The 24314-nt window shown below is 72.4% G+C and carries 20 protein-coding genes and 1 pseudogene; 13 read left to right on the top strand and 8 right to left on the bottom strand.

Going from position 1 to position 24314, the window contains the following annotated elements; all coding sequences use genetic code 11:
• Positions 1 to 159: 159 nt before the first annotated feature.
• Both IE294_RS02800 and IE294_RS02795 read left to right on the top strand, forming a co-directional pair.
• Positions 160 to 1494, top strand: a complete 1335-nt coding sequence (locus tag IE294_RS02800; RefSeq protein WP_189881942.1) for a hemolysin family protein — start codon at positions 160 to 162, stop codon at positions 1492 to 1494.
• Positions 1491 to 2564, top strand: a complete 1074-nt coding sequence (locus tag IE294_RS02795) for a hemolysin family protein (RefSeq protein ID WP_189881940.1) — start codon at positions 1491 to 1493, stop codon at positions 2562 to 2564. Before IE294_RS02800 ends, IE294_RS02795 begins: the two co-directional genes overlap by 4 nt.
• 68 nt (positions 2565 to 2632) lie before the next feature.
• On the opposite strand, the gene IE294_RS02790 is transcribed toward IE294_RS02795, so the two are convergent.
• Positions 2633 to 4504, bottom strand: a complete 1872-nt coding sequence (locus tag IE294_RS02790) for an AAA family ATPase (protein WP_189881938.1) — start codon at positions 4502 to 4504, stop codon at positions 2633 to 2635.
• A gap of 429 nt (positions 4505 to 4933) precedes the next feature.
• A complete protein-coding gene (locus tag IE294_RS02785) occupies positions 4934 to 5554 on the bottom strand; it encodes a uridine kinase family protein (RefSeq protein ID WP_189882525.1) in 621 nt (206 codons plus the stop codon).
• A gap of 276 nt (positions 5555 to 5830) precedes the next feature.
• Between IE294_RS02785 and IE294_RS02780 the strand changes: the two genes are divergently transcribed.
• From IE294_RS02780 to IE294_RS02760, 5 genes are all read left to right on the top strand, one after another.
• On the top strand, positions 5831 to 6787 hold the full coding sequence (locus tag IE294_RS02780) for a hypothetical protein (RefSeq protein ID WP_189881936.1): 957 nt from the start codon (positions 5831 to 5833) through the stop codon (positions 6785 to 6787).
• A gap of 52 nt (positions 6788 to 6839) precedes the next feature.
• The gene (locus IE294_RS02775) at positions 6840 to 8366 is read left to right on the top strand and encodes an amino acid permease (RefSeq protein WP_373315775.1); all 1527 of its coding nucleotides are present in this window, start codon (positions 6840 to 6842) and stop codon (positions 8364 to 8366) included.
• 209 nt (positions 8367 to 8575) lie between these two features.
• Complete coding sequence (locus IE294_RS02770; RefSeq protein WP_189881932.1) at positions 8576 to 9943, top strand: C39 family peptidase; 1368 nt, start codon at positions 8576 to 8578, stop codon at positions 9941 to 9943.
• A gap of 118 nt (positions 9944 to 10061) precedes the next feature.
• On the top strand, positions 10062 to 10202 hold the full coding sequence (locus IE294_RS02765; RefSeq protein ID WP_103816500.1) for an SCO1431 family membrane protein: 141 nt from the start codon (positions 10062 to 10064) through the stop codon (positions 10200 to 10202).
• Between the two features lie 100 nt (positions 10203 to 10302).
• Complete coding sequence (locus tag IE294_RS02760; RefSeq protein WP_189881930.1) at positions 10303 to 10950, top strand: TetR/AcrR family transcriptional regulator; 648 nt, start codon at positions 10303 to 10305, stop codon at positions 10948 to 10950.
• A gap of 15 nt (positions 10951 to 10965) precedes the next feature.
• Here IE294_RS02760 and IE294_RS02755 read toward each other — a convergent pair whose 3' ends face one another.
• Positions 10966 to 12198, bottom strand: coding sequence for a glycoside hydrolase family 18 protein (locus tag IE294_RS02755; RefSeq protein WP_189881928.1), 1233 nt, complete (start codon positions 12196 to 12198; stop codon positions 10966 to 10968).
• A gap of 332 nt (positions 12199 to 12530) precedes the next feature.
• On the opposite strand from IE294_RS02755, the gene IE294_RS02750 reads away from it, so the two are divergent.
• The gene (locus tag IE294_RS02750; protein WP_189881926.1) at positions 12531 to 13703 is read left to right on the top strand and encodes an acyl-CoA dehydrogenase; all 1173 of its coding nucleotides are present in this window, start codon (positions 12531 to 12533) and stop codon (positions 13701 to 13703) included.
• Positions 13704 to 14282: 579 nt separating this feature from the next.
• Here IE294_RS02750 and IE294_RS02745 read toward each other — a convergent pair.
• On the bottom strand, positions 14283 to 14717 hold the full coding sequence (locus IE294_RS02745) for a hypothetical protein (RefSeq protein ID WP_189881924.1): 435 nt from the start codon (positions 14715 to 14717) through the stop codon (positions 14283 to 14285).
• Positions 14718 to 14954: 237 nt separating this feature from the next.
• On the opposite strand from IE294_RS02745, the gene IE294_RS02740 reads away from it, so the two are divergent.
• The 4 genes from IE294_RS02740 to fxsA all read left to right on the top strand — a co-directional run bounded on the left by IE294_RS02740 (position 14955) and on the right by fxsA (position 19088).
• The gene (locus IE294_RS02740) at positions 14955 to 15395 is read left to right on the top strand and encodes an Lrp/AsnC family transcriptional regulator (protein ID WP_014671472.1); all 441 of its coding nucleotides are present in this window, start codon (positions 14955 to 14957) and stop codon (positions 15393 to 15395) included.
• 84 nt (positions 15396 to 15479) lie between these two features.
• Positions 15480 to 17087 carry an amidohydrolase gene (locus tag IE294_RS02735; protein ID WP_189881922.1) on the top strand — a complete coding sequence of 536 codons (1608 nt, stop codon included), beginning with the start codon at positions 15480 to 15482 and terminating at the stop codon, positions 17085 to 17087.
• Between the two features lie 560 nt (positions 17088 to 17647).
• Positions 17648 to 18442 carry a polyprenol monophosphomannose synthase gene (locus IE294_RS02730; RefSeq protein WP_189881920.1) on the top strand — a complete coding sequence of 265 codons (795 nt, stop codon included), beginning with the start codon at positions 17648 to 17650 and terminating at the stop codon, positions 18440 to 18442.
• Between the two features lie 94 nt (positions 18443 to 18536).
• Positions 18537 to 19088 carry an FxsA family membrane protein gene (gene fxsA / locus IE294_RS02725; protein ID WP_189881918.1) on the top strand — a complete coding sequence of 184 codons (552 nt, stop codon included), beginning with the start codon at positions 18537 to 18539 and terminating at the stop codon, positions 19086 to 19088.
• Positions 19089 to 19171: 83 nt separating this feature from the next.
• On the opposite strand, the gene IE294_RS02720 is transcribed toward fxsA, so the two are convergent.
• From IE294_RS02720 to yczE, 4 genes and pseudogenes are all read right to left on the bottom strand, one after another.
• Positions 19172 to 19546, bottom strand: a complete 375-nt coding sequence (locus IE294_RS02720; RefSeq protein WP_003977404.1) for an RNA polymerase-binding protein RbpA — start codon at positions 19544 to 19546, stop codon at positions 19172 to 19174.
• A gap of 278 nt (positions 19547 to 19824) precedes the next feature.
• Positions 19825 to 21167: pseudogene (locus IE294_RS02715) on the bottom strand (MFS transporter).
• A 55-nt stretch (positions 21168 to 21222) separates the two neighbouring features.
• On the bottom strand, positions 21223 to 21999 hold the full coding sequence (locus IE294_RS02710; RefSeq protein WP_189881916.1) for a glycerophosphodiester phosphodiesterase family protein: 777 nt from the start codon (positions 21997 to 21999) through the stop codon (positions 21223 to 21225).
• Entirely contained in the window at positions 21996 to 22682 is a 687-nt protein-coding gene (gene yczE, locus IE294_RS02705) for a membrane protein YczE (RefSeq protein WP_189881913.1), read from the bottom strand. Before yczE ends, IE294_RS02710 begins: the two co-directional genes overlap by 4 nt.
• A 103-nt stretch (positions 22683 to 22785) precedes the next feature.
• Between yczE and IE294_RS02700 the strand changes: the two genes are divergently transcribed.
• Positions 22786 to 24294 (top strand): SCO1417 family PLP biosynthesis transcription factor, encoded by a 1509-nt coding sequence (locus tag IE294_RS02700; protein ID WP_189881912.1) that lies wholly within the window; start codon positions 22786 to 22788, stop codon positions 24292 to 24294.
• The last annotated feature ends 20 nt before the right edge of the window (positions 24295 to 24314 follow it).

Genomic DNA, 24314 nt, shown 5'->3' with positions numbered 1-24314 from the left:
CTGGTGGGCGGAGGCCGTCTCGCTGTGCCTCCGCCCCTGCGCGCCGCCCGGTGCACAGGGGTTCCTGCTACCCGAGGAGTGACTCCCTCCGGCGATGGACGGATCGTCCTGTAGTACCTGCGCCACCCCTGCCCGACGGAACGGGAAGGCGGTGGCAGCGTGACCATCCCCCTGCTGCTCCTCGGAGCGGCGTTCCTGCTGATCCTCGCCAACGGCTTCTTCGTGGCGGCCGAATTCGGCCTGGTGACCGTCGAGCGCCCGGAGGCCGAGAAGGCCGCCGCCGACGGCGACACCCGCGCCCGTACGGTCGTGGAGTCGCTGAAGGAGCTGTCCTTCCAGCTCTCCGGCACCCAGCTCGGCATCACCATCACCTCCCTGGTCGTCGGCATGCTCGCCGAACCGGCCCTGGCCGCGCTGCTGCGCGGCCCGTTCGCCGCGCTCGGCGTCCCCGAGGGTGCCGCCTCCGGCGTCGCCGTGGTCGTCGGCATGCTGCTGGCCTCCGCGATCCAGATGGTGATCGGCGAACTCGTGCCCAAGAACTGGGCGGTGTCCCGGCCGCTGCAAGTCGCGCGCTTCGTCGCCGGCCCGCAGCACCGCTTCGCCCGGCTGTTCCGCCCGGTGATCTCGGCGCTGAACACGGTCGCCAACCGGCTGGTCCGCGCCCTCGGCGTCGAACCCGCCGACGAGCTGGCCTCCGCCCGCACCCCCGGCGAACTGGTCTCCCTGGCCCGTCACTCCGCCCAGGCCGGTGCCCTGGAGCAGGACACGGCCGACCTGTTCGTCCGCACCCTGTCCCTGGGCGAACTGACCGCGCAGCACGTCATGACCCCGCGCGTGAAGGTGAGCGCGTTGCAGGACTCGGCCACCGCCGAGGACGTCGTCAACCTCACCCGGGCCACCGGCCTGTCCCGCTTCCCCGTCTACCGGGAGAAGATCGACGAGATCGTCGGCATGGCCCACCTCAAGGACGCGCTGGCGGTCCCCGTGCACGACCGGCTGCGTACGCCGGTCAGCCGGATCGCCCGCAAGGCGCTCCTGGTCCCCGAGACCCTGCCGGTCCAGCCCCTGCTCGCCCGGCTGCGCAGCGAGCAGCCCATCGCGGTCGTCGTGGACGAGTACGGCGGCACGGCCGGCGTGGTCACCCTGGAGGACATCGTCGAGGAACTGGTCGGCGAGGTCCGCGACGAGCACGACGCCAAGGACATGCCCGAACTGGCCCCCGCCCCGCCCGAGGACGGCAGGCCCGCCTGGGACGTGGACGGCAGCTGCCGCGTCGACGTCCTCCAGCGCATAGGCCTCGACGTGCCCGAGGGGCCGTACGAGACCGTCGCCGGCCTCGTCGCCGACCTGCTCGGCCGGATTCCGGCCCCCGGCGACCGGGCCGAGCTGCCCGGCTGGCGGCTCTCGGTCCGCCAGGTCGGCCACTACCGCGCCGAACGGGTCCGTCTGGTCAGGACGGCCCCGGCGGTGAACGTGATGGAGGCCGCCCGATGAGCGTCCTCCAACTGGTCTTCGCGGCGCTGCTCGTGCTCGCCAACGGCTTCTTCGTCGGCGCCGAGTTCGCGCTCGTCTCCGTCCGCCGCAGCCAGATCGAACCGCTCGGCACCGCCCGGGCCCGGCAGGTGCTGTACGGCCTCGAACACCTGCCGCAGATGATGGCCGCCGCCCAGTTCGGCATCACGGTGTGCTCGCTGACGCTCGGCGCGGTCGCCGAGCCGACGGTGGCGCACCTGCTGGAGCCGGTGTTCGAGTGGATCCACCTCCCGGACGGCATGATCCACCCGCTGGGCTACGTCATCGCGCTGGCCGCGGTGGTCTTCTTCCACCTCGTCATCGGCGAGATGGTCCCGAAGAACCTCGCGATGGCCGCCCCGGAGAAGGCCGCGCTGTGGCTCAGCCCGGGCCTGGTCTGGTTCGCCCGCCTCTGCAAGCCGATCACGGTGTCCCTCGGCGCCTGCGCCCAGGGCATCCTGCGGCTGTTCCGGGTCGAGCCGAAGGACGAGGTGGAGGCGGTCGTCACCACCGAGCAGCTCAACCGGCTCCTGGAGGACTCCGGCCAGGCCGGCCTCCTCGACCCGGAGGAGCAGGAGCGCCTGGAGGACGCCCTGGAGCTGGGCTCGCGCCCGGTGACGGACGTCCTGTTGCGCCGGGAGTCCCTGGTCACGGTGACCCCGGCGGTCACCCCGGGCGAGATCGTGGAGCTGACCGCCCGCACGGGCTACTCCCGCTTCCCGGTCGCGGCCGGCGAGAAGGGCCCCTTCATGGGGTACGTGCACGTGAAGGACGTCCTCGACCTGGAGGACTCCGACCGGGCCGTCCCGCAGCACGTGTGGCGCCCGATGGCCACGCTCCGCGCCGAGCTGCCGCTGGACGACGCGCTGACGGTCATGCGCCGGGCGGCCACGCATCTGGCCCAGGTGGCGGACGCGACCGGCAAGGTGCTGGGGCTGGTGGCCCTGGAGGACGTGCTGGAGTTGCTGGTGGGCGAGGTCCGTGACCCGGCGCACCGGGAGATGCCGGAGCCTCGTGTGAGCGGGGAGCCGGAGGGAGCGCTCGCCGGCTAGCCCGGGTGGTGAGGGGGAGCTGCGCGGCCGGTGGCGTGCCGACCACGCGGTTCCCCCCGTCGGGGCGCTCACATACCCGGCGGATCCTGCGGCCCCCGCCCCGACAGCACCTCTCCGTACGCCTGCATCAGGTCGGGCAGTCGCAGGGTCGCCAGGTCGTCCCGGGACAGGGAACCCGGGTACGTCGACAACCGGAGGTCCCGGTACGCGCAGCTCTTCTCGTACAGCGTCCGCAGGAACCGCCCGTTCCCCAGTTCGTCGATCCACCCCTGATCTACGACGTGCCCGGCGATGGACCGCAGCTCGTCCAGCGCCTCCTCGTCCCACAGGTCCCCGTTCTCCGCCGCGAGCACCTTGCCGATCTCGGTCAGCTCCAGCGGCCGGTAGGAGGGGAAGTCCACCCGGGTGGTGAACCGGGAGGACAGCCCCGGGTTGGCGGCGAGCAGGCGGTCCATGCCCTCCGGGTAGCCGGCCAGGATCACCACCAGATGGTCCCGGTTGTCCTCGGCCCGCTTCAGCAGCACCTGCAAGGCCTCGTCGCCGTACGCGTCCCCCTTGCCGTACCCGGAGTTGGACAGCGAGTAGGCCTCGTCCACGAACAGCACCCCGCCGATCGCGGAGTCGATCAGCTCGTTGGCCTTCACGGCCGTCTGCCCCAGGTACTCGCCGACCAGGTCGGCGCGCTGGGCCTCCACGAGGTGGTCCCCGCCCAGCAGCCCCAGCGCGTAGAACACCCGGCCGAGGATCCGGGCGACCGTGGTCTTGCCCGTGCCGGACGGGCCGGAGAAGACGAAGTGCCGTTTGGGCGGCTGGACCGGCAGCCCCTGCCCGGCCCGCAGCCGCGCCATGTTCAGCTGCGCCGACAGCGCCTTGACCTGGCGCTTGACCGGTTCGAGCCCCACCATGCGCTCCAGTTCGGCGAGCGCCTCCTCCAGTAACGCGGGGTCGGTGGGCCCGGCCGGGATCGGCGCGGTGGACACCCCGGGCACCCCCGTCTTGGTCCGCACCGAGGGGTCGGCCACCGACGGCAGCGGTACGGCCGGCAGATCGGGCTCCGGCAGCCGCAGGTCCCGGCCCTCCGTGCCGAACAGCGGATCGAACCCGTCCGGTCCGTCCACCACGTCCTGCCCCGCGCCGGTCAGCGTGATCGCGGCGTAGTCGACCGTCTCGTCGTACCCGTCGCCCTCGGAGATCGCGGCGAGCCGGGCGGAGGTGTCCATGAAGGCCGGGTCGACCCGGTGCACCGCGCGGTACAGGGGGAGCGCGGCGGCCGAGCGTCCCGTTCCCTCGTGCGCCCTGGCCAGCCAGTAGCGCAGCTCCTTGCGCTGCGGCTGCTCGCTGCGGCACCGCATCAGCGCCGTCGACAGCAGCGGCTCGGCCTGGCCGTACATCTCCAGCCGCACCCGGGCCATGCCGCCGAACAGGCCGGCCTCGATGCCGAGCAGGGAGTCGTCCAGCAGTGGATCGGTGTGCCGGGCCAGTTGTTCCCAGTCCTTGACCAGATAGGCGCGGCAGGCGTGCAGGAAGCGGACCTGCGGGTCGGCGTCGACCGGGGGCAGCCCGGCGAGGGCGCGGTCCAGCTCGGGCACATGCCGGCCGTCCAGCCAGTGGGAGGCGTGCGCCAGCAGCAGATCGCGCGGGCTCTCCAGCACCGGCTGCACCCACCAGCCCAGCCAGTACCAGGAGTTGAGGCTACGACGGTGCCGGGCGCGCTGTTCGCCGAAGCGGTCGCGGTGCCGGAACATCCGCAGCAGCGCGGTGGTCGTGTCGACCCGGAGCGCGTGCAGCCCGAGCCAGGCGTCCGCCATGCCCGGGTCCATCCGCACCGCGGTGCGGAACTCCTCCTCCGCCTGCGGGTAGGCGCCCATCGTGTAGGCGTCCACACCCCGCAGCCAGGCGAGGTCGGCCGGGGCCTCGGGGCCCTGCGTGCCGAAGTCCATCACGTCCCCCCACAGACCGTGTCCCCGTGGTTCCCACCGGGCAGTCGCCCGACGGCCGCCGCGGTCGAACCGCTGTTCCGCGGACCGGAGTTGCAGGTGCGCGAGGCAGCCGCTCGAAGGTCGCACCGAGGGCATCGTACCCGCGCTGCCTGCGCGTGCCGAAGGGTGCCGCACGGGGCGTTCTACGAGGTGGGAGCAGGCGGGGCGCACGGCGTTTCGTGACCGAGGGTGAGAGTGCGGGTGTGCGAGGAGCCTGGAACACCTCTTCGCGGGCAGAACGAAGCCCCCGGTCACGGGGGAACAACCGGGGGCTTCGCGTCGGTGGGCGACTCCGAAAGCCGCACATTGAGAACGTAAGACCTGTACGGGCCCCCGGTCAAGCGGAGTTGAGGCACTGGGAGAAGTTGTCCCGCAAGGCTCTTCACGACTTCACCACATCCGGGACGGGCCGTCACTCAGCGTCACTCCAGGTCCGGCTTCGGGAGCCGTCGCCGGTCCCGGCAGCACCTCGTATCCCGCAATTCGCTGGAGCACCAGCAGGTCGGCATGGGGGCGCGAGGGGTCCTCGGCGAAGTGCGCGCGCTCCGCCGCGACCCAGCCGTCCCAGAACTCCCGTTGCTCCGCGCCGTCCCGCTGCCGGCCGCGCGCCCAGGACTCCTCCCGGGGCAGCTCCATCCACAGCAGCCGGGCCAGGTGCGGTCGCAGGGCGCGGCGGCCGGCACCGACGCCCTCGACCAGCACGACGGGTGCGGCCGGCAGCGGACGCGGGGTGCCGAAGGCGCGGGCCCGCCAGTCGTACGGGGTGTAGTGCGCGCTCTCGCCGCGCGCCAGGGGCTCGATCACCTCGGTCATGAGCCGGTCGGTCCACGAGAAGAGCCGCTCATGGCTGGCGATGTCGTCGAGGTGGAGCACCGGAGCCCCGCCCAGCGCGTGCGCCAGCCGCCCGGCGAAGGTGGACTTCCCCGAGCCGGCGTGCCCGTCGACGGCGATGAGCCGGACCGGCCCCAGTGAGGGCGGGAGCCCGTGCAGCCGGGCGGCGAGGTCGTGAATGGTGATTCCCGGGGTGTCGTGCTGTGTGCGGGCGTGAGGTCCGGTGTTGTGGGTTTTCCGTGAAACACAGTCTAGTGGCGGTCATGTGTCGCCAGGGGGCAAGCGCCAGTCGTTGTCACGCGTTGAACCACCGGCTGGCGGCCAGTCAAAGGCTGCCGATAAACGGTCCGCATCCCCTGACCGATATGTCGAATTCGACGTTCCGGGTGTGCCCCACGCTGAGTAAGGTGCCTTCTGCGCAACGTGATGCGTCGAACGGGGACCGGCAGGGGGACCATGGCCGCGGAATTATTCGAAGGGCGCTATGTATGGCACCCGGCGGCCGACGACCGGGTCCTGGCGAGCGTATGCGTCGATGTGCGCGCCGGACGCCATCGGTACGCCCACGAGGCGCTCGTCGAGACACGCTCCGACTTCGCCCTGCGCGCCCACCGCTCGCTCGTCCTCGCCTCCGAGGCGGCCGGCACCGACCTGGTGGAACGCTGGCTCGCCGAGGAGCCGACGCCCGAGGCCGCGCTCATGTGGGCGCGGGTCGCGGTACAGCGCGCCCTGCACGCCGCCGACGCCCGTGACGAGCGCGCCGAGGCGCTGGAGCGGATCGCGCTGACCGCCTGCGACCGGGCCGCCGAGGCGGCCCCCGCCGACCCCACCCCCTGGGTCGCCCGGCTCGCCATGGCCCGGCTGCACCGGCTCCGCGACCCGGCCCCGCGGGGCCTGCTCACCGCCCCGCCCGGCCCCTGGCGGCTGTTCGCGCACATCCTGTCCCTGGACCCCTGGCACCGCGAGGCCCACCACCGCTTCCTGTCCTGCTTCTTCACGCGGTACGGCGGCTCGGTCACCGCGGCCTGGGACGTGGCCGCCTTCCTCAGCCAGCGGGCGCCCGCCGACTCCGCCCTCCGGCTGCTGCCCCTGGTGGCCCTGGTGGAGAGCTACAACCCCACCCAGCTCCTCGCCGACCGGGTCTGGGAGCAGCCCCAGTGGCGCTCCACCGCGCTGGCGATCTACCAGCACTGGCTGCCCACCGTGGCCGGTTACCGCTTCACCCCCGTGCTCGACCTGGCCTACCTCGCGCACGCGCTGGTCATGGCCCAGCGCGCGTTCGAGGCCCGGGCGGTCTTCACGGCGATGGGCCCGTACGCCTCGCGCATGCCGTGGAGCGCCTTCGGTGATCCCGCCGAGCAGCTCTCCCGGGCCCGGCGCGCCTGCGGCCTGCCCGTCCCGGGGCCCGCCTGACCCGCTCGCCCCCACCCCCCATCCAGAGAAAGGCCGATCTGTGTCGGAACGGATGTCGACTCCCCGGGCCCGCGCCCGCGCGGCGGACCCCGTCGTGCTCGACGACGACGCCACCCTGCACGCGATGGGTTATCCGCGGAAACTCACCCGGCGCTTCCGGGCGTTCGACAATTTCGCGATCTCGTTCACCATCATCAATATCCTCTCCGGTATTTTCTCCTCCTTCGGATTCGGCATGAACGCGGGCGGCCCCCGCATTCTCGTGTTCGGCTGGATCGGTGTCTCGCTCATGGTGCTGCTCATCGGCGCGGCCATGGCGGAAGTCGCCTCCGCCTATCCGACGAGCGGTGCCCTGTATTTCTCCGCCGGTAAACTCGCCAAGCGGCACAAGGGCGCCTGGTCGTGGTTCACGGGCTGGCTGAACTTCGTCGGCCAGATCGGCGGCACCGCAGCCACCGGCTATGCCGCCGCCACCTTCATCCAGGTGTTCGTGCAGTTGCAGTGGCCCTCCTACCGGCCGACCGCGCACCAGACGGTTCTCGTCACGGCCCTGATCATCGTGCTCCAGGGGCTCGCCAACACCTACACCGTCCAGCTCGTCGCCGTACTGAACCGCATTTCCGTGTGGTGGCTGCTGATCGGACTCGTCGTGATCGTGGGCGCACTCATCGTGATGCCCGATCATCACCAGTCCGCGTCCTTCGTCACCCATTTCGAGAACAACACCGGCTTCACGAGCGGGCTTTACGGCGGCATGCTCGGCCTCCTGGTCACGAGCTGGACCTTCACCGGGTTCGACGGCAGCTTCCACATGTCCGAGGAAACGGTCCACGCGACGGTCAGCGCACCGAAGGGCATCACCCGCGCCATCGGCTGTTCGGCGATCACCGGCCTCGCCCTGATGCTGGCCCTGGTCTACAGCATCGGCGACTACGCCAAGGTGGCCGGCGCCGCGGCGCCGCCGGTCCAGATCCTCATCGACGGCCTCGGCCTGACCACCGCCAAGGTGATGCTCCTCATCGTCATCGGCGCGATGCTCTTCTGCGGTCTCGCCAACCTCACCAGCAACACCCGGCAGATCTTCGCCTTCTCGCGGGACGGCGCCATGCCCGGCTCCCGCTGGTGGCACTCGGTCTCGCTGCGCACCCGTACGCCGGTGAAGGCGGTCTGGCTGGCGGTCGGCTGCTCGCTGGCCCTGGTGGTGCCGGGCTGGTGGTCGCACACGGCGTTCACCGCCATCGTCAGCGTCAACGTGGTCGGCCTCTTCCTGGCCTACGCCGTGCCGATCTTCCTGCGGCTGCGGCTCGGCGACGCGTTCCAGCCCGGTCCCTGGCACCTGGGCCGCTGGGGCAGGCCGATCGGCTGGCTCGCGGTGACCTGGATCCTGCTCAGCAGCGTCCTGTTCATGCTGCCGCAGGCCTCCCCGATCACCGTCGACTCCTTCAACTACGCGCCGATCGCGCTCGCCGTCGTCCTGCTGGTGGCGACGGTGTGGTGGTTCGCCACGGCCCGCCGCCGCTTCCAGGGGCCGGTCAGCTACGGTCGCCCGGACGAGGTCGCCGCGATGGATCTCGTCTGAGCCTGCCGGGGTGCGTGGGCGCCGGTCGCGCTCGTGCGGCGGAGCCGCGCTGCGCCACGGCCCGCGCCCCTGCGGGCGCTCCCCACCAGTGGTCCAGACCAATATTCGTACGGCGGCATGCGCCGAAGTGCTGGCAGCGAGATCCGGCCTGCTTCATAGTTACCGCACCGGATCAGCCCGTCTCGGACACCCTGGGGGTCGTCGCGCCCATGAGCAGAGCCCAACAGCCGTCCCGCAGAATCATTCTGGCCGCGGCCGTCGCCGCGGCGGTGACCGGCACAGCGGCCCCCGCTGCCGCCGCCGCACCGCGCCCCGCCGACACCGACGACCCCGGCCGGGCGCAGGCCCGCCCGATCGACCACCACTCCTGGACCACGGTCCGCGACTGGCGCTGCGGCACCGCCCAGGGCGCCCGGCCCGTCTCCGGCAGCCGCCCCGGTGTCGTGATCGGCGCCCCCGCCGGCCGGACCGACTACACCGACCCGCACACCGGGACCACCGCCACCTGGGAGTACGCCACCTGGACCTCCCCGGTGCACCGGCTCACCGTGCCCGCGACCGAGGTCATCGCCTCCTGGAACGCGCACACCCCGGCCGGCACCTGGATCCAGGTCGAGCTGCACGGCACGTACTCCGACGGCACCGAGACACCCTGGTACGTGATGGGCCGCTGGGCCGCCGGCGACCAGGACGTCAAGCGGACCTCGGTGGACGACCAGACCGACGGCAAGAGCACGATCTGGACGGACACCTTCGCCATCGACGACGCGAGCACCGGCCTGCGCCTGGCGTCGTACCGACTGCGCCTCACCCTCTACCGCCGGCCCGGCACGCACCTGACACCGACGGTATGGCGGCTCGGGGCGATGGGCTCCGACATCCCCGACCGCTTCACCGTGCCGGCCTCCACCCCCGGCCTCGCCCAGGAACTCGCCGTCCCGCGCTACTCGCAGGAGATCCACAAGGGCCAGTACCCCGAGTACGACAACGGCGGCGAGGCCTGGTGCAGCCCCACCTCCTCGCAGATGATCATCGAGTACTGGGGCGGCCGGCTCACCCCCGAGCAGCTGTCCTGGGTCGACCCGTCCTACGCGGACCCGCAGGTCTGCCACGCGGCCCGGTACACCTACGACCACCAGTACCAGGGCTGCGGCAACTGGCCGTTCAACGCCGCCTACGCGGCCACCTACGACGGCCTCCAGAGCGTGGTCACCCGGCTCGCCTCCCTCACCGACCTGGAGACGCTGATCGCGGCCGGCATCCCGGCCATAACGTCCCAGTCGTTCCTCAAGGAGGAGCTGACGGGGGCCGGTTACGGCACCTCCGGCCATCTGATGACCGTCATCGGCTTCACCGCGGACGGGGACGTGATCGCCAACGACCCCGCCTCACCGAGCGACGAGGCGGTGCGGCGCGTCTACCAGCGGCGCGAGTGGGAGAACATCTGGCTGAGGACCAAGCGGTACAACGCCTCCGGCAAGGTCGTCTCCGGCACCGGAGGGGTCTGCTACCTCTACTTCCCGGCCCACCCGACCCCGCACCAGCGCAAGGCGCTCGCCGCGGTGGGCGTGTACTGAGCCCTGGTGCGCGCGGCCTGTGACCAAGCTCATCGCCGCGAACGCCGTCGCGGGTGGCAAGGTGGACGGATGGGTGGGGGGATTCCGCCGTACACGTCCGACCTCTGCGAGTAACACCATGACCGCACACCCGGCCACCGCCACCCGCGCCGTCACCGGCGGCCCGCAGGAAGACGGCCCGAAGATCGTCGAGCACGTCCTGGGCTGGGTCCTCGTCGCGGTGTTCGCGATGCTGGTGACCCAGCTCGGCCTGCTCTGAACCGACGCGCACCCGCCTCTGAACACACCGCTCACGCGCGCGGCTTGTTCTGACATACTGCGGCTGTCCCGTCGTACCCAGGTCAGGGCCGATCTTGAACATGCCGCAGCAGCGTGCCGTCGTCCAGCCGCGCGGCACCGAGCGCTCCGTGGCGCGCCGCGCCGAACTCATCGCCATCGGGCGGAAGTTGTTCGCCGACACGTCCTACGACGCGTTGTCCATGGACGACATCGCCCGCCAGGCGCAGGTGGCCAAGGGCCTGATCTACTACTACTTCCGGTCCAAGCGCGGCTACTACCTGGCGATCATCCAGGACTCCGTCGCCGACCTGGTCACCTCCGCCGCCGGCGGGGTGCGGCTGCCCGCCGTGGACCGCGTGCACCGCACGATCGACGGCTACCTGCGCTACGCCGAGCACCACCAGGCCGCCTACCGCACCATCGTCAGCGGTGGCGTCGGCTTCGACACCGAGGTGCACGCGATCCGGGACGGTGTGCGCGAGGCGATCGTCGCCACGATCGCCGAAGGGGCCTATGGCCGCGCCGACATCTCCCCGGTGGCCCGGATGGGTCTGCTCTCCTGGGTGTGCAGCGTGGAGGGCGCCGCCCTGGACTGGATCGGCCGCCCCCGGCTGTCCCGCGAGACCATGTGCGAGCTGCTGGTGAAGACGCTCGGCGGGGCCCTGCGCGCCATCGAGGAGCTGGACCCCGCCCACCCGGCCCCGCCGCCCGCCCGCCGGGGCGGCTGACCCCGGGAGGAACCGTCAGTTGATCGCCTTGATCAGCTCACCGTTCGCGGTGTCGCCGCTCAGCTCCCAGAAGAAGGTGCCGCCGAGGCCCTGCTGGTTCTTGTACGTCATCTTCGTGGCGATGGTGGCCGGGGTGTCGTAACTCCACCAGTCGCTGCCGCACTTGGCGTAGGCGGTGCCGCCCACGGTGCCGGTCGCCGGGCACTTGGTCTTGAGCACCTTGTAGTCGTCGATGCCCTGATCGTACGTCCCGGCCGCCGGGCCCGTGGCCGTACCGCCGGGGGCCGCCTGGGTGACGCCGGTCCAGCCGCGCCCGTAGAAGCCGATGCCGAGGAGCAGCTTGGAGGCCGGGACGCCGAGGCCCTTCAGCTTGGCGATCGTCGCCGACGTGTAGTAGTCCGCCTTGGGGATGCCCGAGTAGGAGTTCAGCGGGGAGTGCGGGGCGGTCGGGCCGGTCGCGTCCCAGGCGCCGAAGTAGTCGTACGTCATCGGGTTGTACCAGTCGACGTACTGGGCGGCGCCGGCGTAGTTCGCCGCGTCGATCTTGCCGCCGCTGGTGGCGTCCGCGGTGATCGCCGCGGTCACCAGGTTCCCGGAGCCGAACTTCGAGCGCAGGGCGGCCATCAGGTTCTTGAACGCCTCGCGTCCGCTGGTGTCACAGGTGTTGCCGCAGGCGTTCGGGTACTCCCAGTCGATGTCGATGCCGTCGAAGACCCCCGCCCACTTGGAGTTCTTCACCAGGTCGTAGCAAGACTGGGCGAAGGCGGCCGGGTTCTTCGCGGCCTCGCCGAAGCCGCCGGACCAGGTCCAGCCGCCGAAGGACCACAGGATCTTCAGCCCGGGGTGCTTCTTCTTCAGCTTCAGCAGCTGGTTGAAGTTGCCGCGCAGCGGCTGGTCCCAGGTGTCGGCGACGCCGTCGACGGACTCGGCGGCGGTGTAGGCCCGGTCCGTGGCCGCGTAGGAGTCGCCCATGGCGCACTTGCCGCCGGTGACGTTGCCGAAGGCGTAGTTGATGTGGGTCAGCTTGGCGGCGGAGCCGGAGGTCTCGACGTTCTTGACGTAGTACTTGCGGTCGTAGGTGCCCCATTCGGTGAAGTAGCCGACGACCTTGGAGCCGGCCGCCGCCTGCGGGGCGCTCGGTGCCGCCGCGGTCGCCGTGCCCGTTCCGGCCAGCAGGCCGGCGCCGAGGGCGGCGGTACACGCGGCCGAGACGAGGGCCCGGACGAGGGAGCGGTGGGGAGTGTGCATACGGGTGTCTCCTCGTGGGGGAGAGGGGAACGTGCGCCGATTGGCATGAACGCGGTAAAGCGTTGGTCATGCACCCTAGGAGGACTAGACCACTAGGTCAATGGTTCGGACCAATCTCGCCCCCGCGTACGGCTCCGACTGGACTCCTGAAGTAAGCGGTCGTTAACTGGTGACGGGAGGTCGCTGATCGGGCATACTCACTGCGCATGCCGCTGGTCAGCAGCTTCCGAGACCCGGGAGCGGGCGCCTTCGGCGAAGCGCGATCACCAGGCGGAGCCGCCCCCCACCCCGGGCCGGACCGCCGGTGCCCGAACAGGGAGGAGCCCGACGCCATGTCCGACCGCGACCCGCAGCCGGTGGAGCGTCAACTGCCGACGGAAGAGGCGAGGGATCTGCTCGCCCTCGTCCGGGAGATCGCCCAGCGCGAGATCGCGCCCAGGGCCGCCGAGGAGGAGGACGCGGGACGCTTCCCGCGCGAGATCTTCGGCCTGCTCTCCGAATCAGGGCTGCTGGGCCTGCCCTACCCGTCCGAGTACGGCGGCGGCGACCAGCCCTACGAGGTCTACCTCCAGGTCCTGGAGGAGCTGGCCGCGGCCCGGCTCACCGTCGGCCTGGGCGTCAGCGTCCACACGCTCGCGTCCTACGCCCTCGCCGCCTACGGCACCAAGCAGCAGCAGGTCGAGCACCTGCCCGCGATGCTGGGCGGCGGCCTGCTCGGCGCGTACTGCCTCTCCGAGCCGTCCTCCGGTTCGGACGCCGCCTCCCTGCGCACCAAGGCCGTCCGCGAGGGCGACGGTTGGGTGATCGACGGCACCAAGGCCTGGATCACCCATGGCGGGATCGCCGACTTCTACACCGTGATGGCCCGCACCGGGGAGGACGGCCCGCGCGGGATCACCGCCTTCCTCGTGCCCGGCGACGCCCCCGGCCTGAGCGGTGCCGCGCCGGAGAAGAAGATGGGCCTGAAGGGCTCGCCCACCGCGCAGGTGCACTTCGACGGCGTCCGCGTCCCGGACGACCGGCGCGTCGGCGAGGAGGGCCAGGGCTTCTCCATCGCCCTGGCGGCGCTCGACTCGGGCCGGCTCGGCATCGCGGCCTGCGCCGTCGGCCTCGCTCAGGCCGCACTGGACGAGGCGGTCCGCTACGCCACCCAGCGCCGCCAGTTCGGCCGGCCCATCGCCGACTTCCAGGGCCTGCGCTTCATGATCGCCGACATGGCCACCCAGATCGAGGCGGGCCGCGCGCTGTACCTCGCCGCGGCCCGGCTGCGGGACGCGGGCAGGCCGTTCGCCAAGCAGGCCGCCATGGCCAAGCTGCACTGCACCGACACCGCCATGAAGGTCACCACGGACGCGGTGCAGATACTGGGCGGCTACGGGTACACCGCCGACTTCCCGGCCGAGCGCTACATGCGCGAGGCCAAGGTCCTCCAGATCGTCGAGGGCACCAACCAGATCCAGCGGATGGTCATCGCCCGTCACGTGGCGGGGCCAGAAGATCGCTGAACTGGCCCGTGAGCACCGTCGGGGCCGCCAGTCTGACCCACTCCGGGTCATGGCGGCCCGGCAGGGTGCGACCGCGGTCGGCCCAGGTCCGCATGAGGTCGCGGTAGATGGGCGGGTCCGGCGGCGCGGCCGGCGGAACCGATTCTCCGGGGCGGGGGACGAAGATGCGGCGCTGACGCCCGGTTGCCGAGTACGTGGGGGTCATACCAGGGCAACGCGGCGACGGCCGGACAGGTCACCCTCGCACGGAATCGAGCTTCAGTTCATCCCCGTCCGGTTCCCCCTCGGGCGTTCCCCGGACGGCTGACGCGGCCGACGGCCGAGCGTCGTCCGCCCCCGCGAGGACAGTCGGCGACGGCCGGCGTGCCGGCCCGGCCGCACGGCCAAGTCCCCGTGTCCCCGGCGGAGTTCCTCGCCCTGCCGGGTCGGGGAGACGCGCTGCGCCGGCGTGCGACGGCCCAACGCGCCCACGACACCCGGGAGATCGACGGCCCGGCCCGTCCATCCCTCACCCGAGGTGACGCGCGCATCGGGAACGCCTCCGGGGCGTCGCGCGCGGGGCGGGGTGAGCGAGCCGGCTCAGGCGGCCTGGCGACGCATCGACGGCACGCGCATCGGGCGCGAGCCCGGGCCGCCGACGTGCGAGAAGGGCTGTGTCCGCCAGTTCAGACCCTGGGGAAGCGTGAGCAGCAGGGCGGTGTCCTGCTCCTGCGGCTCGAAGGACTCGTCCGCGGGACGGGCGTCGGCCGCCGCACGGCCCGTGCCCGCGCACACCGTGAGCCCGAACGGGTTCCACGGCGAGGCGCACAGCGCGTGCTCCGGCAGCACCTCCTCGTCCGCCAGCAGCGCGATCGGCTGCGCGCAGTCCGGGCAGATCACCCGGTACATCTCGAAGGTGTCGTAGGCGTCCAGATCCTCGTCGAGGTCGTCGGGGCCGACGCCCTCCGGCTCGGGTTCGGCGATCGGCTGCCGGTGCGCGGACGCGGATCGACCAGGGCGATGGGTACTCTGCATGGGATTCTCCCCCTAAGGCTGGGCCGTGAAGGCTCTGCGGCCTCGACCACAGCAAGCACTTCCCGTCCGGTCTCGGCGGTAATCACGAGGACATCACGGAGCCGGTGTTCGAGACGTGTGGTCTTCGTCACATGCCGTATGCGGGTGCCCGTCCCGGTGCATTTTCTGCCGAAACAGGGAATGACCTGCACCTCTGAGGTATCCGTGGAGATCAGGCGCACTGTAGGTTTTGGCGGCATGGAGGAGCTGGACCGTCAGATCGTGCAGCTGCTCGTCAAGGACGGGCGGATGAGCTACACAGACCTGGGCAAGGCCACGGGCCTGTCCACGTCGGCCGTGCACCAGCGGGTGCGCAGGCTGGAGCAGCGTGGCGTCATCCGCGGCTACGCCGCGGTGGTCGACCCCGAGGCCGTCGGGCTGCCGCTGACCGCGTTCATCTCGGTGAAGCCGTTCGACCCCAGCGCCCCCGACGACATCGCCGACCGCCTCGCCGGGGTCCCCGAGATCGAGGCGTGCCACAGCGTGGCGGGCGACGAGAACTACATCCTCAAGGTGCGCGTCTCCACCCCGCACGAACTGGAGGAACTGCTGGCCCGGCTGCGCTCGCTGGCCGGGGTTTCGACGCGGACGACGGTGGTCCTCTCGACACCGTACGAGGCCCGGCCGCCGAAGATCTGACAGCCGCCGCGCCGACGGCGCCGGCTGCCTTTCGGGCGCCCCCCCGGTGCGGCTCCCGCCCGGCGCCGGGAGAAACTGTCGGCCATGAGCAACCGCACCGCCGAGCCCCCCGAGACCGTCCTGCTCCGCCGTGGCGAGGTCCACAGCCCCGCGGACCCCTTCGCGACGGCGATGGTCGTCGAGGCGGGCCACGTCGCCTGGGTCGGCTCCGAGGGCGCGGCCGACGCCTTCGCCGACGGCGTGGACGAGGTGGTCGACCTCGACGGCGCCCTGGTCACCCCCGCCTTCACCGACGCCCATGTGCACACCACCGCGACCGGCCTCGCCCTGACCGGTCTCGACCTGTCCGGCGCCCCCTCCCTGGAGGCCGCCCTCGCCCGTGTCCGCGAGTTCGCCGCCGCCCGCCCCGACGACCGGGTCCTGCTGGGCCACGGCTGGGACGCCGCCCGCTGGCCCGGCGGCCGGCCGCCGACCCGCGCGGAGCTGGACGAGGCCACCGGCGGACGCCCGCTGTACCTGTCCCGCATCGACGTGCACTCGGCGGTGGTCAGCACCGCCCTGCTGGACCTGGTCCCCGCCGACGTCCCGCGCGAGGACGCCCCGCTCACCAAGGACACCCACCACGCCGTCCGCGAGGCCGCCCTCGCCGCCATCACCCCCGCCCAGCGCGCCGAGGCCCAGCGCACCGCCCTGGCGCACGCGGCCTCCCTCGGCATCGGCACCGTGCACGAGTGCGGCGGCCCGCGGATCTCCTCCGAGGACGACTTCACCGGCCTGCTGCGGCTCGCCGCCGAGGTGCCGGGCCCCCGTGTCGTGGGCTACTGGGCGGAAGAGGACACCGCGAAGGCCCGCGAGCTGGGTGCCACCGGCGCCGCGGGCGACCTCTTCGCCGACGGCGCCCTCGGCTCGCACACCGCCTGTCTGCACGAGCCGTACGCCGACGCCGGCCACAGCGGCACCGCCTACCTGGACGCCGCCGCCGTCGCCGCCCACGTCGCGGCCTGCACCGAGGCGGGCCTCCAGGCCGGCTTCCACGCCATCGGCGACGCCGCCGTGGCCGCCGTGGTGCAGGGCGTGCGCGCCGCCGCCGAGAAGGTGGGCCTCGCCCGGATCCGCGCCGCCCGGCACCGCGTCGAGCACGCCGAGATGCTCACCCCCGACACCGTCGCCGGCTTCGCCGAGCTGGGCCTGATCGCCTCCGTCCAGCCCGCCTTCGACGCGCTGTGGGGCGGCGAGGACGGCATGTACGCCCGGCGCCTGGGGGCGGAGCGGGCCCGCACCCTCAACCCGTTCGCCGCCCTGCTCCGCGCCGGTGTACCGCTCGCGTTCGGCTCCGACAGCCCGGTCACCCCGCTCGACCCGTGGGGCACGGTCCGTGCCGCGGCCTTCCACCGCACGCCCGAGCACCGGATCTCCGTCCGCGCCGCCTTCACCGCGCACACGCGCGGCGGCTGGCGGGCCGTCGGCCGCGACGACGCGGGTGTTCTGGTCCCAGGCGCCCCCGCCGACTACGCCGTCTGGCGGACCGACGAGCTGATCGTGCAGGCCCCCGACGACCGGGTCGCCCGCTGGTCCACCGATCCGCGCTCCGGCACGCCCGGCCTGCCCGACCTCACCCCGGGCCGTGACCTGCCGGTCTGCCTGCGGACCGTGGTCGGCGGGCGGACGGTGTTCGTACGGCCGGGCGAGTGATCTCCCGGGGTGGCCCGGGCCGCCCCGGGCCGCCGGGACCCCGCCGCCCGACCTGCGCATCCTCCCCACCGGCCGGGCCACCGGTGCCGTCCGCGCAGTTCACAGGGCTGTTGACAGTCGGCGGCCAGGGGCCGGTAGGTTCGTCCGAGTCCACCACCGGACGCCCGACCGGGGGACGTTCGGCCGACTCGTCGCAGCGCCGCTGGGTCAGGGACGGTGTGCCGCACCGGAGCACCGTCACTGGGAGCCAGGCTCAGCGCCCGCGCCGACGAGGGGAACGTTCCCGCGGGTCGGCCAGGTGTGACCCGGGTGGGGCCCGGGCGCTCAGTAGACAACGGCTTCCGGTCGACCCGCAGCCAGCGGGTCCCGGGTCGGACCGAAGGGCGCCGGGCCCCCATCCGTCGCGGTACGAAGGTGTTCGGTACGTGGTGGGAAGGTACCGAAAAGAACCTTCTTACCCCGCTCTTGCGGAACCGACACCACCATACGAACGCGCTGTCACGTCTTCCCAGACGGCGGCCACTATGGTGGACCCCTGCGTACGACATGAAGGGGCAGCAGTGAACGACGGCGACGGGACCCTCGCGGCCAAGGCCCAGGGGAGGCAGTTCGGCCCGCTCGGCACGGCCTTGGTGATCATTCCGACCTACAACGAGGCGGAGAACATCAAGACCATCGTCGGCCGGGTGCGCAAGGCCGTCCCCGAGGCGCACGTACTGATCGCGGACGACAACAGCCCCGACGGCACCGGCAAGCTCGCCGACGAACTGGCCGCCGAGGACGAGCGCGTCCATGTGCTGCACCGCAAGGGCAAGGAGGGCCTCGGGGCCGCCTACCTCGCGGGCTTCCGCTGGGGCCTGGAGCGGGACTACGGCGTGCTGATCGAGATGGACGCCGACGGCTCCCACCAGCCCGAGGAACTGCCCCGGCTGCTCACCGCCCTCAAGGGCGCCGACCTGGTCCTCGGTTCCCGCTGGGTGCCCGGCGGCCGGGTGGTGAACTGGCCGAAGTCCCGGGAGTTCCTCTCGCGGGGAGGCTCCACGTACTCGCGGATCATGCTCGACGTGCCGATCCGGGACGTGACCGGCGGCTTCCGGGCCTTCCGCCGCGAGACGCTGGAGGGGCTCGGCCTCGGCGAGGTCGCCTCGCAGGGCTACTGCTTCCAGGTCGACCTCGCGCGCCGCGCGGTGAAGGCCGGCTACCACGTCGTCGAGGTCCCCATCACCTTCGTCGAGCGGGCACTGGGCGACTCCAAGATGAGCAGGGACATCGTGGTCGAGGCCCTGTGGCGGGTCACCTCCTGGGGCGTCGGGGACCGCCTGGGCAAGCTCACCGGCAGGGACAAGCAGGCGTAGCGCCGGGTCCGCGGCCCCGGCCGGCCGGCCGGTTCGCGCCCTGGCCGATCACCCCCTTATCCCGCGCTGAGCCGTGCCCAGGCACACTGGGACCATGACGACTGGCGCTCCGACCTCTCCGTACACCGCCCGCCGCCGGCGCTCCCGGCTGCGCAGGTATCTGCCGCTGGGCCTCGCCGCGTGGCTGGTGCTGGAGATCTGGCTGCTGACCCTGGTCGTGGGCGCGGCGGGCGGCCTCACGGTGTTCCTGCTGCTGGTCGTGGGCCTCGTGGCGGGGTCCGTGGTCATCAAGCGGGCGGGCCGTCGCGCCTTCCGGAGTCTGAACGAGGCGATGCGGCAGGGCGGCTCACCGGCGCGCGGCGGTGGCAACGGCCTGATGATGCTCGGCGGTCTGCTGCTGATGATCCCCGGCCTGGTCTCGGACGCGGCGGGCCTGCTCCTGCTGCTCCCGCCGGTTCAGAAGGCGGTGGGCCGCCTCGCGGAGAACGCGCTGGAACGGAGTCTGCGCAAGGCCGCCCCGGGCAGCCTGGGTGACGCGTTCCAGCAGGTCCGCATCCACCGGCCCGACGGCAAGGTGGTGCAGGGCGAGGTCATCAGGGAGGACCGGCCCGAGCCGGGGGAGTACCGGCCCCCGCTCACTCGCTGAGCGTCCCGCACGAGCACGGAGAACGACCGCGGGCGCCGTACGTCTTCACGTACGGCGCCCGCGGTCGTTGCGCTGTGTGCGCGTTATGCGCTCTTGCGGCTGTCCCTGGGGTGGACCGCGATGTTCATCGCCCCCGAGCGCAGCACCGCCAGACGCTCCTCAAGGACCTCTTCGAGTTCCTCGCGGGTGCGTCGCTCCATCAGCATGTCCCAATGGGTACGCGCGGGCTTGGCCTTCTTCTCCTCAGGGCCGTCGCCGTCCACGAGGAGTGCCTGGGCACCACAGACCTTGCACTCCCACTCCGGCGGGATCTCCGCCTCGACCGAGAAGGGCATCTCGAAGCGATGCCCCTTCTCGCATGCGTACTCCACGGCCTGGCGCGGGGCCAGGTCGATACCGCGGTCCGTCTCGTAGCTGGTCACCACGAGGCGCGTACCGCGAAGAGCTCGCTCACTCATGAATCGTGCCTCCCGGGCTTGTCGCCCACAGGACAGGTGTCGCTGTCGTCGTCATCCGGTCAACGTCCGGTCGGCGGTAAAGATTCCCGTTCCGAGTCCCGTTCCGGGTCATGCGTCGCCGTCGTAGCCGCCCCTTGTTCTACCCACAGGCGCCCGGTTTGTCACATCTGCTAGCAGATGTCACCCAGCGTTTCGGCATCTTTGACGCGCAGTAACGGTACGCCTGGCAGGCCAAACGCGTACACTACCGCCCTTTCATGTCGAGTGCTAAATCGGCGCTAGATCTTTTCCGGAACCGGGTTCCCCGCCTCACCGATCGCACGCCGCACCGGGACCCGCGCGAGCAGGACGAAGCCGAGGACGAAGAAGGCCACCAGCGAGACGATCGCCGACCGGTAGCTGCCGGTCAGCTGGTAGGTCACGCCGAACAGCAGCGGCCCGAGCCGGCTCATCCCGCGGTCGCTCATCTCGTACGCCGAGAAGTACTCGGCCTCCTTGCCCGGCGGCACCAGATGGGAGAACAGCGACCGGGACAGCGCCTGGCTGCCACCGAGGACCAGGCCGATCCCGGCGGCCGGCACGAAGAACCACACCGGCGCCCCCGCGGGCAGGAACCAGCCGGCCGCCAGCGTGAGCGTCCACGCCACCAGCGAGCCGAGGATCGTCCGCTGCGCGCCGTACCTCCGCGCCGGCCGCCCCATCGCCAGTGCCCCCGCCACGGCCGGCACCTGCACCAGCAGGACCGCCCCGATCAGCGTCGACTGGCCGAGACCCAGCTCCTCGGAGCCGTAGACCGAGGCCTGCGTGATCACTGTCTGGATGCCGTCGTTGTAGACGAGGTACGCGAGCAGGAACGCCAGGGTCAGCGGGTGCCGGCGCATGTCCCGGACCGTCGCGGCCAGCTGCCGCGGCCCTGGTGTGGCCCGGCCCACGCGCGCGGGCGGTCGCGCAGCCTGCGCAGTGGTACGAGCGTGAAGGCGCCCCACCACAGGCCCGCCGAGGCCAGGCAGACGCGGACGGTGGCGGTCTCGGAGAGGCCGAAGGAGTCGTGCGCCGAGTACAGCACCAGGTTGGCGACGAGGACGAGTGAACCCGCCGCGTAGCCGAAGGCCCAGCCACGGGAGGAGACCGCGTCGCGCTGCTCGGGCGGCGCGATCTGCGGCAGATAGGAGTTGTAGAGCATCATCCCGACGGACTGCGCCGCGTTGGCCACGACGAGCAGCACCCCGCCGAGCAGATACCGGTCGCCGTCCAGGAAGAACATCCCGGTGGTCGCCGCCGCGCCGGTGTACGCCGCCGCCGCGAGCAGCGGCTTCTTGCGGCCCGTGCGGTCGGCCGCGCTGCCCGCCAGGGGCATCACGACGACGGCCAGGATCACCGACAGGGACACCGGGTACGCGAAGAAGGAGCCGGCCCGGACCGGGACGCCCAGCGGGTGCACATAGCCGTCGGCGTCCGCCGCGTGCTCGGCGACCGAGGTGAGGTACGGGCCGAGGAAGACGGTGAGCACGCTCGTCGAATAGACGGAGCACGCCCAGTCGTAGACGTACCAGCCGCGCTGCTCGCGCCCGAGGCCGGCGGACTCGTCCGCCGCCTCCGCCCGCGCGGTGCCGGTGCTCACCCGTGCCCTCGCTTCCCCGCTCGACCGCGAAGGCCGGACCGAGGCGGCCGGGTGGTCAGAGCCAGACGCCGCGGTCCTCCATCACCTTGCGCAACGTGTCGATGTGATCGGTCATGATGCCATCAACCCCCAGGTCCAGGAGCCGGTGCATCCGTTCCGGTTCGTTGATCGTCCACACGTGCACCTGGAGCCCGAGCGCGTGGGCGGCGCGGACGAAGCGGTGGTCGACGACGGGCACGCCCGACTGGGCCTCCGGTACCTGCGCGGCCACGGCCGACCGGCGCACCGCGGCCGGCAGCCCCCACGAGCGCAGCCGCAGGCTCAGCACCCCGCGCGTGCCGAAGGAGGTGGCCAGCCGCGGCCCCGCCAGCCGCTGGGCCCGCAGCACGCGCGCCTCGGAGAAGGAGCCCACGCAGACCCGGTCCCAGGCGTCCGCTCCGTCGATCAGCTCCAGCAGGGGCCGCAGCGCGGGCTCCGCCTTGACGTCGACGTTCCAGCGCACCTCGGGGAAGGTCTCCAGCAGTTCCTCGAACAGCGGCACCGGTTCACGGCCGCCCACGCGCGCGCGGCGCACGTCCGCCCACGGCAGGTCGGCGATCCGGCCCGCGCCGTCGGTGACCCGGTCCAGGGTCGTGTCGTGGAAGGCGACCAGCCGGCCGTCCGCCGTGGCGTGCACATCCGTCTCGATGTACCGGTAGCCCAGCTCCACCGCGCGCCGGAACTGGGCCACGGTGTTCTCCAGGCCGTCGGCCGCCCCGCCCCGGTGGGCGAAGGCGATCGGCCCCGGGTGGTCCAGGAACGGGTGGCGCGGGCGCGGTGTCGTGGGGCTCACGGTCGCAGTATCGCGCGCCCGGGTGTCGCCGCGGCAACGACCGTGCTGCCCGCCGATGCCGACGGGACGGCGAACACCCGCAGGAAGGCCTGCGCCAGCGGTCCGATGGACACGGCGTAGAGCACGGTGCCCACCCCGATGGTGCCGCCCAGGGCGAATCCGGTGACCACCACCGCGACCTCCACGGTCGTCCGCATCAGGCGGATCGACCGGCCGGTGCGCCGGTGCAGCCCCGTCATCAGCCCGTCGCGCGGGCCCGGTCCGAAGCGCGCCGCGATGTAGAGGCCGGTCGCCGCGCCGTTCAGCACGATCCCCGCGACCAGCAGCGGGACACGGGCGGTGAGGGAGTGCGCGTCCGGGAGCAGGGCGAGCGTGCCGTCCAAGGCGAGGCCGACCACGAAGACGTTGGAGACCGTGCCGAGCCCGGGGCGCTGGCGCAGCGGGATCCACAGGAGCAGTACCGCCGCGCCCATGATGATCGACACCACCCCGATGCTCAGCCCGGTCAGCTCCGCGAGCCCCTGGTGCAGCACGTTCCACGGCTCCAGGCCCAGGCCGGCCGCCACGAGCAGCGCGGAACTCGCGCCGTACAGCGCGAGGCCCGCGTACAACTGGACCAGCCGCCGTCCGAGGTGGCGGCCGGGAGCGGATGGGCTGGAAGCGGATGGGCTGGGAGCGGACATGGACATATCCCCCTGGGTGGTGGCGGTGGCCTGACGCATGACACTCTGTGGCTTGGGATGAATCGTCATCCATGGCCAATTCGGGGAAGGTGGACTGATCTCCATGGCGCAGTGGACCTCAGCCGTGGGGGCCGCGCAGCTCGCCCGGCTCCTCAACTCGCAGCAGGACCGCCCGGCCGGTCCCGGCACCCGCCGTCCCCCCGCCTACCGCGCCCTCGCCGACGGCATCCGGCTGCTCGTGCTGGAGGGCCGGGTCCCGGTGGCCGCGCGCCTGCCCGCGGAACGCGAACTGGCCCTGGCCCTCTCGGTCAGCCGCACCACCGTCGCGGCGGCCTACGAGGCGCTGCGCGGCGAGGGCTTCCTGGAGTCCCGGCGCGGCGCCGGCAGCTGGACCGCCGTACCGGCCGGCAACCCCATCCCCGCCCGCGGCCTGGAGCCCCTGCCGCCCGAGGCCCTCGGTTCCGTGATCGACCTCGGCTGCGCCTCGCTCCCGGCGCCCGAGCCATGGCTCACCCGGGCGGTGCAGGGTGCCCTGGAGGAACTCCCGCCGTACGCCCACACCCACGGCGACTACCCGGCCGGGCTGCCCGCGCTGCGCTCGATGATCGCCGAGCGGTACATCGCGCGCGGGATCCCCACGATGCCGGAGCAGATCATGGTGACGACCGGTGCCATGGGCGCCATCGACGCCATCTGCCACCTCTTCGCGGGCCGGGGCGAGCGGATCGCCGTGGAGTCCCCGTCCTACGCCAACATCCTCCAGCTGATGCGCGAGACGGGCGCCCGGCTCGTGCCCGTCGCGATGGCCGAGGGCCTGTCCGGCTGGGACCTGGACCGCTGGCGCCAGGTGTTGCGCGAGGCCGCGCCGCGGATCGCCTACGTGGTCGCCGACTTCCACAACCCCACCGGGGCGCTCGCCGACGAGGACCAGCGGCGCCGGCTGGTGGACGCGGCCCGCTCGGCCGGCACGGTGCTCGTCGCCGACGAGACGATGAGCGAGCTGTGGCTGGAGGAGGACTTCCGGGACGGCGGCATGCCCCGCCCGGTGTGCGGCTTCGACCCGGCCGGCTCCACGGTGATCACGGTCGGCTCGGCCAGCAAGGCGTTCTGGGCGGGGATGCGGATCGGCTGGGTGCGGGCGGCGCCGGACGTCATCCGCAGCCTGGTCGCCGCGCGGGCCTACGCCGACCTGGGCACGCCGGTGCTGGAGCAGCTGGCCGTGAACTGGCTCTTCAGCACCGGGGGCTGGGAGCAGGCGGTCGAGCTGCGCCGGGCGCAGGCACGGGAGAACCGGGACGCCCTGGTGGCCGCGCTGGGCCGGGAACTGCCCGGCTGGGAGTTCGAGGTGCCCCGGGGCGGCCTGACCCTGTGGGTGCGCGCGGGCGGTCTCTCCGGGTCCCGCCTCGCGGAAGCGGGCGAACGGACGGGCGTGCGTGTCCCGTCCGGTCCTCGCTTCGGCGTCGACGGCGCGTTCGAGGGCTATGTCCGGCTTCCGTTCACCGTCGGGGGAGCGGTGGCGGACGAGGCGGCGGCACGGCTCGCCGCCGCGGCTCGGCTGGTGGAGTCGGGGGCGACGGGGGCGGGCGAGGCGCCGAGGACGTTCGTGGCGTAGGCGGGGCGGGTTCGGGGGCT

This window comes from Streptomyces canarius (assembly GCF_014650735.1).
In the GTDB taxonomy this organism is placed as follows: Bacteria; Actinomycetota; Actinomycetes; order Streptomycetales; family Streptomycetaceae; genus Streptomyces; species Streptomyces olivaceoviridis.
The sequence above is the reverse complement of the archived record's forward strand: the minus strand, read 5'-3'. Positions and strand labels throughout refer to the sequence as shown.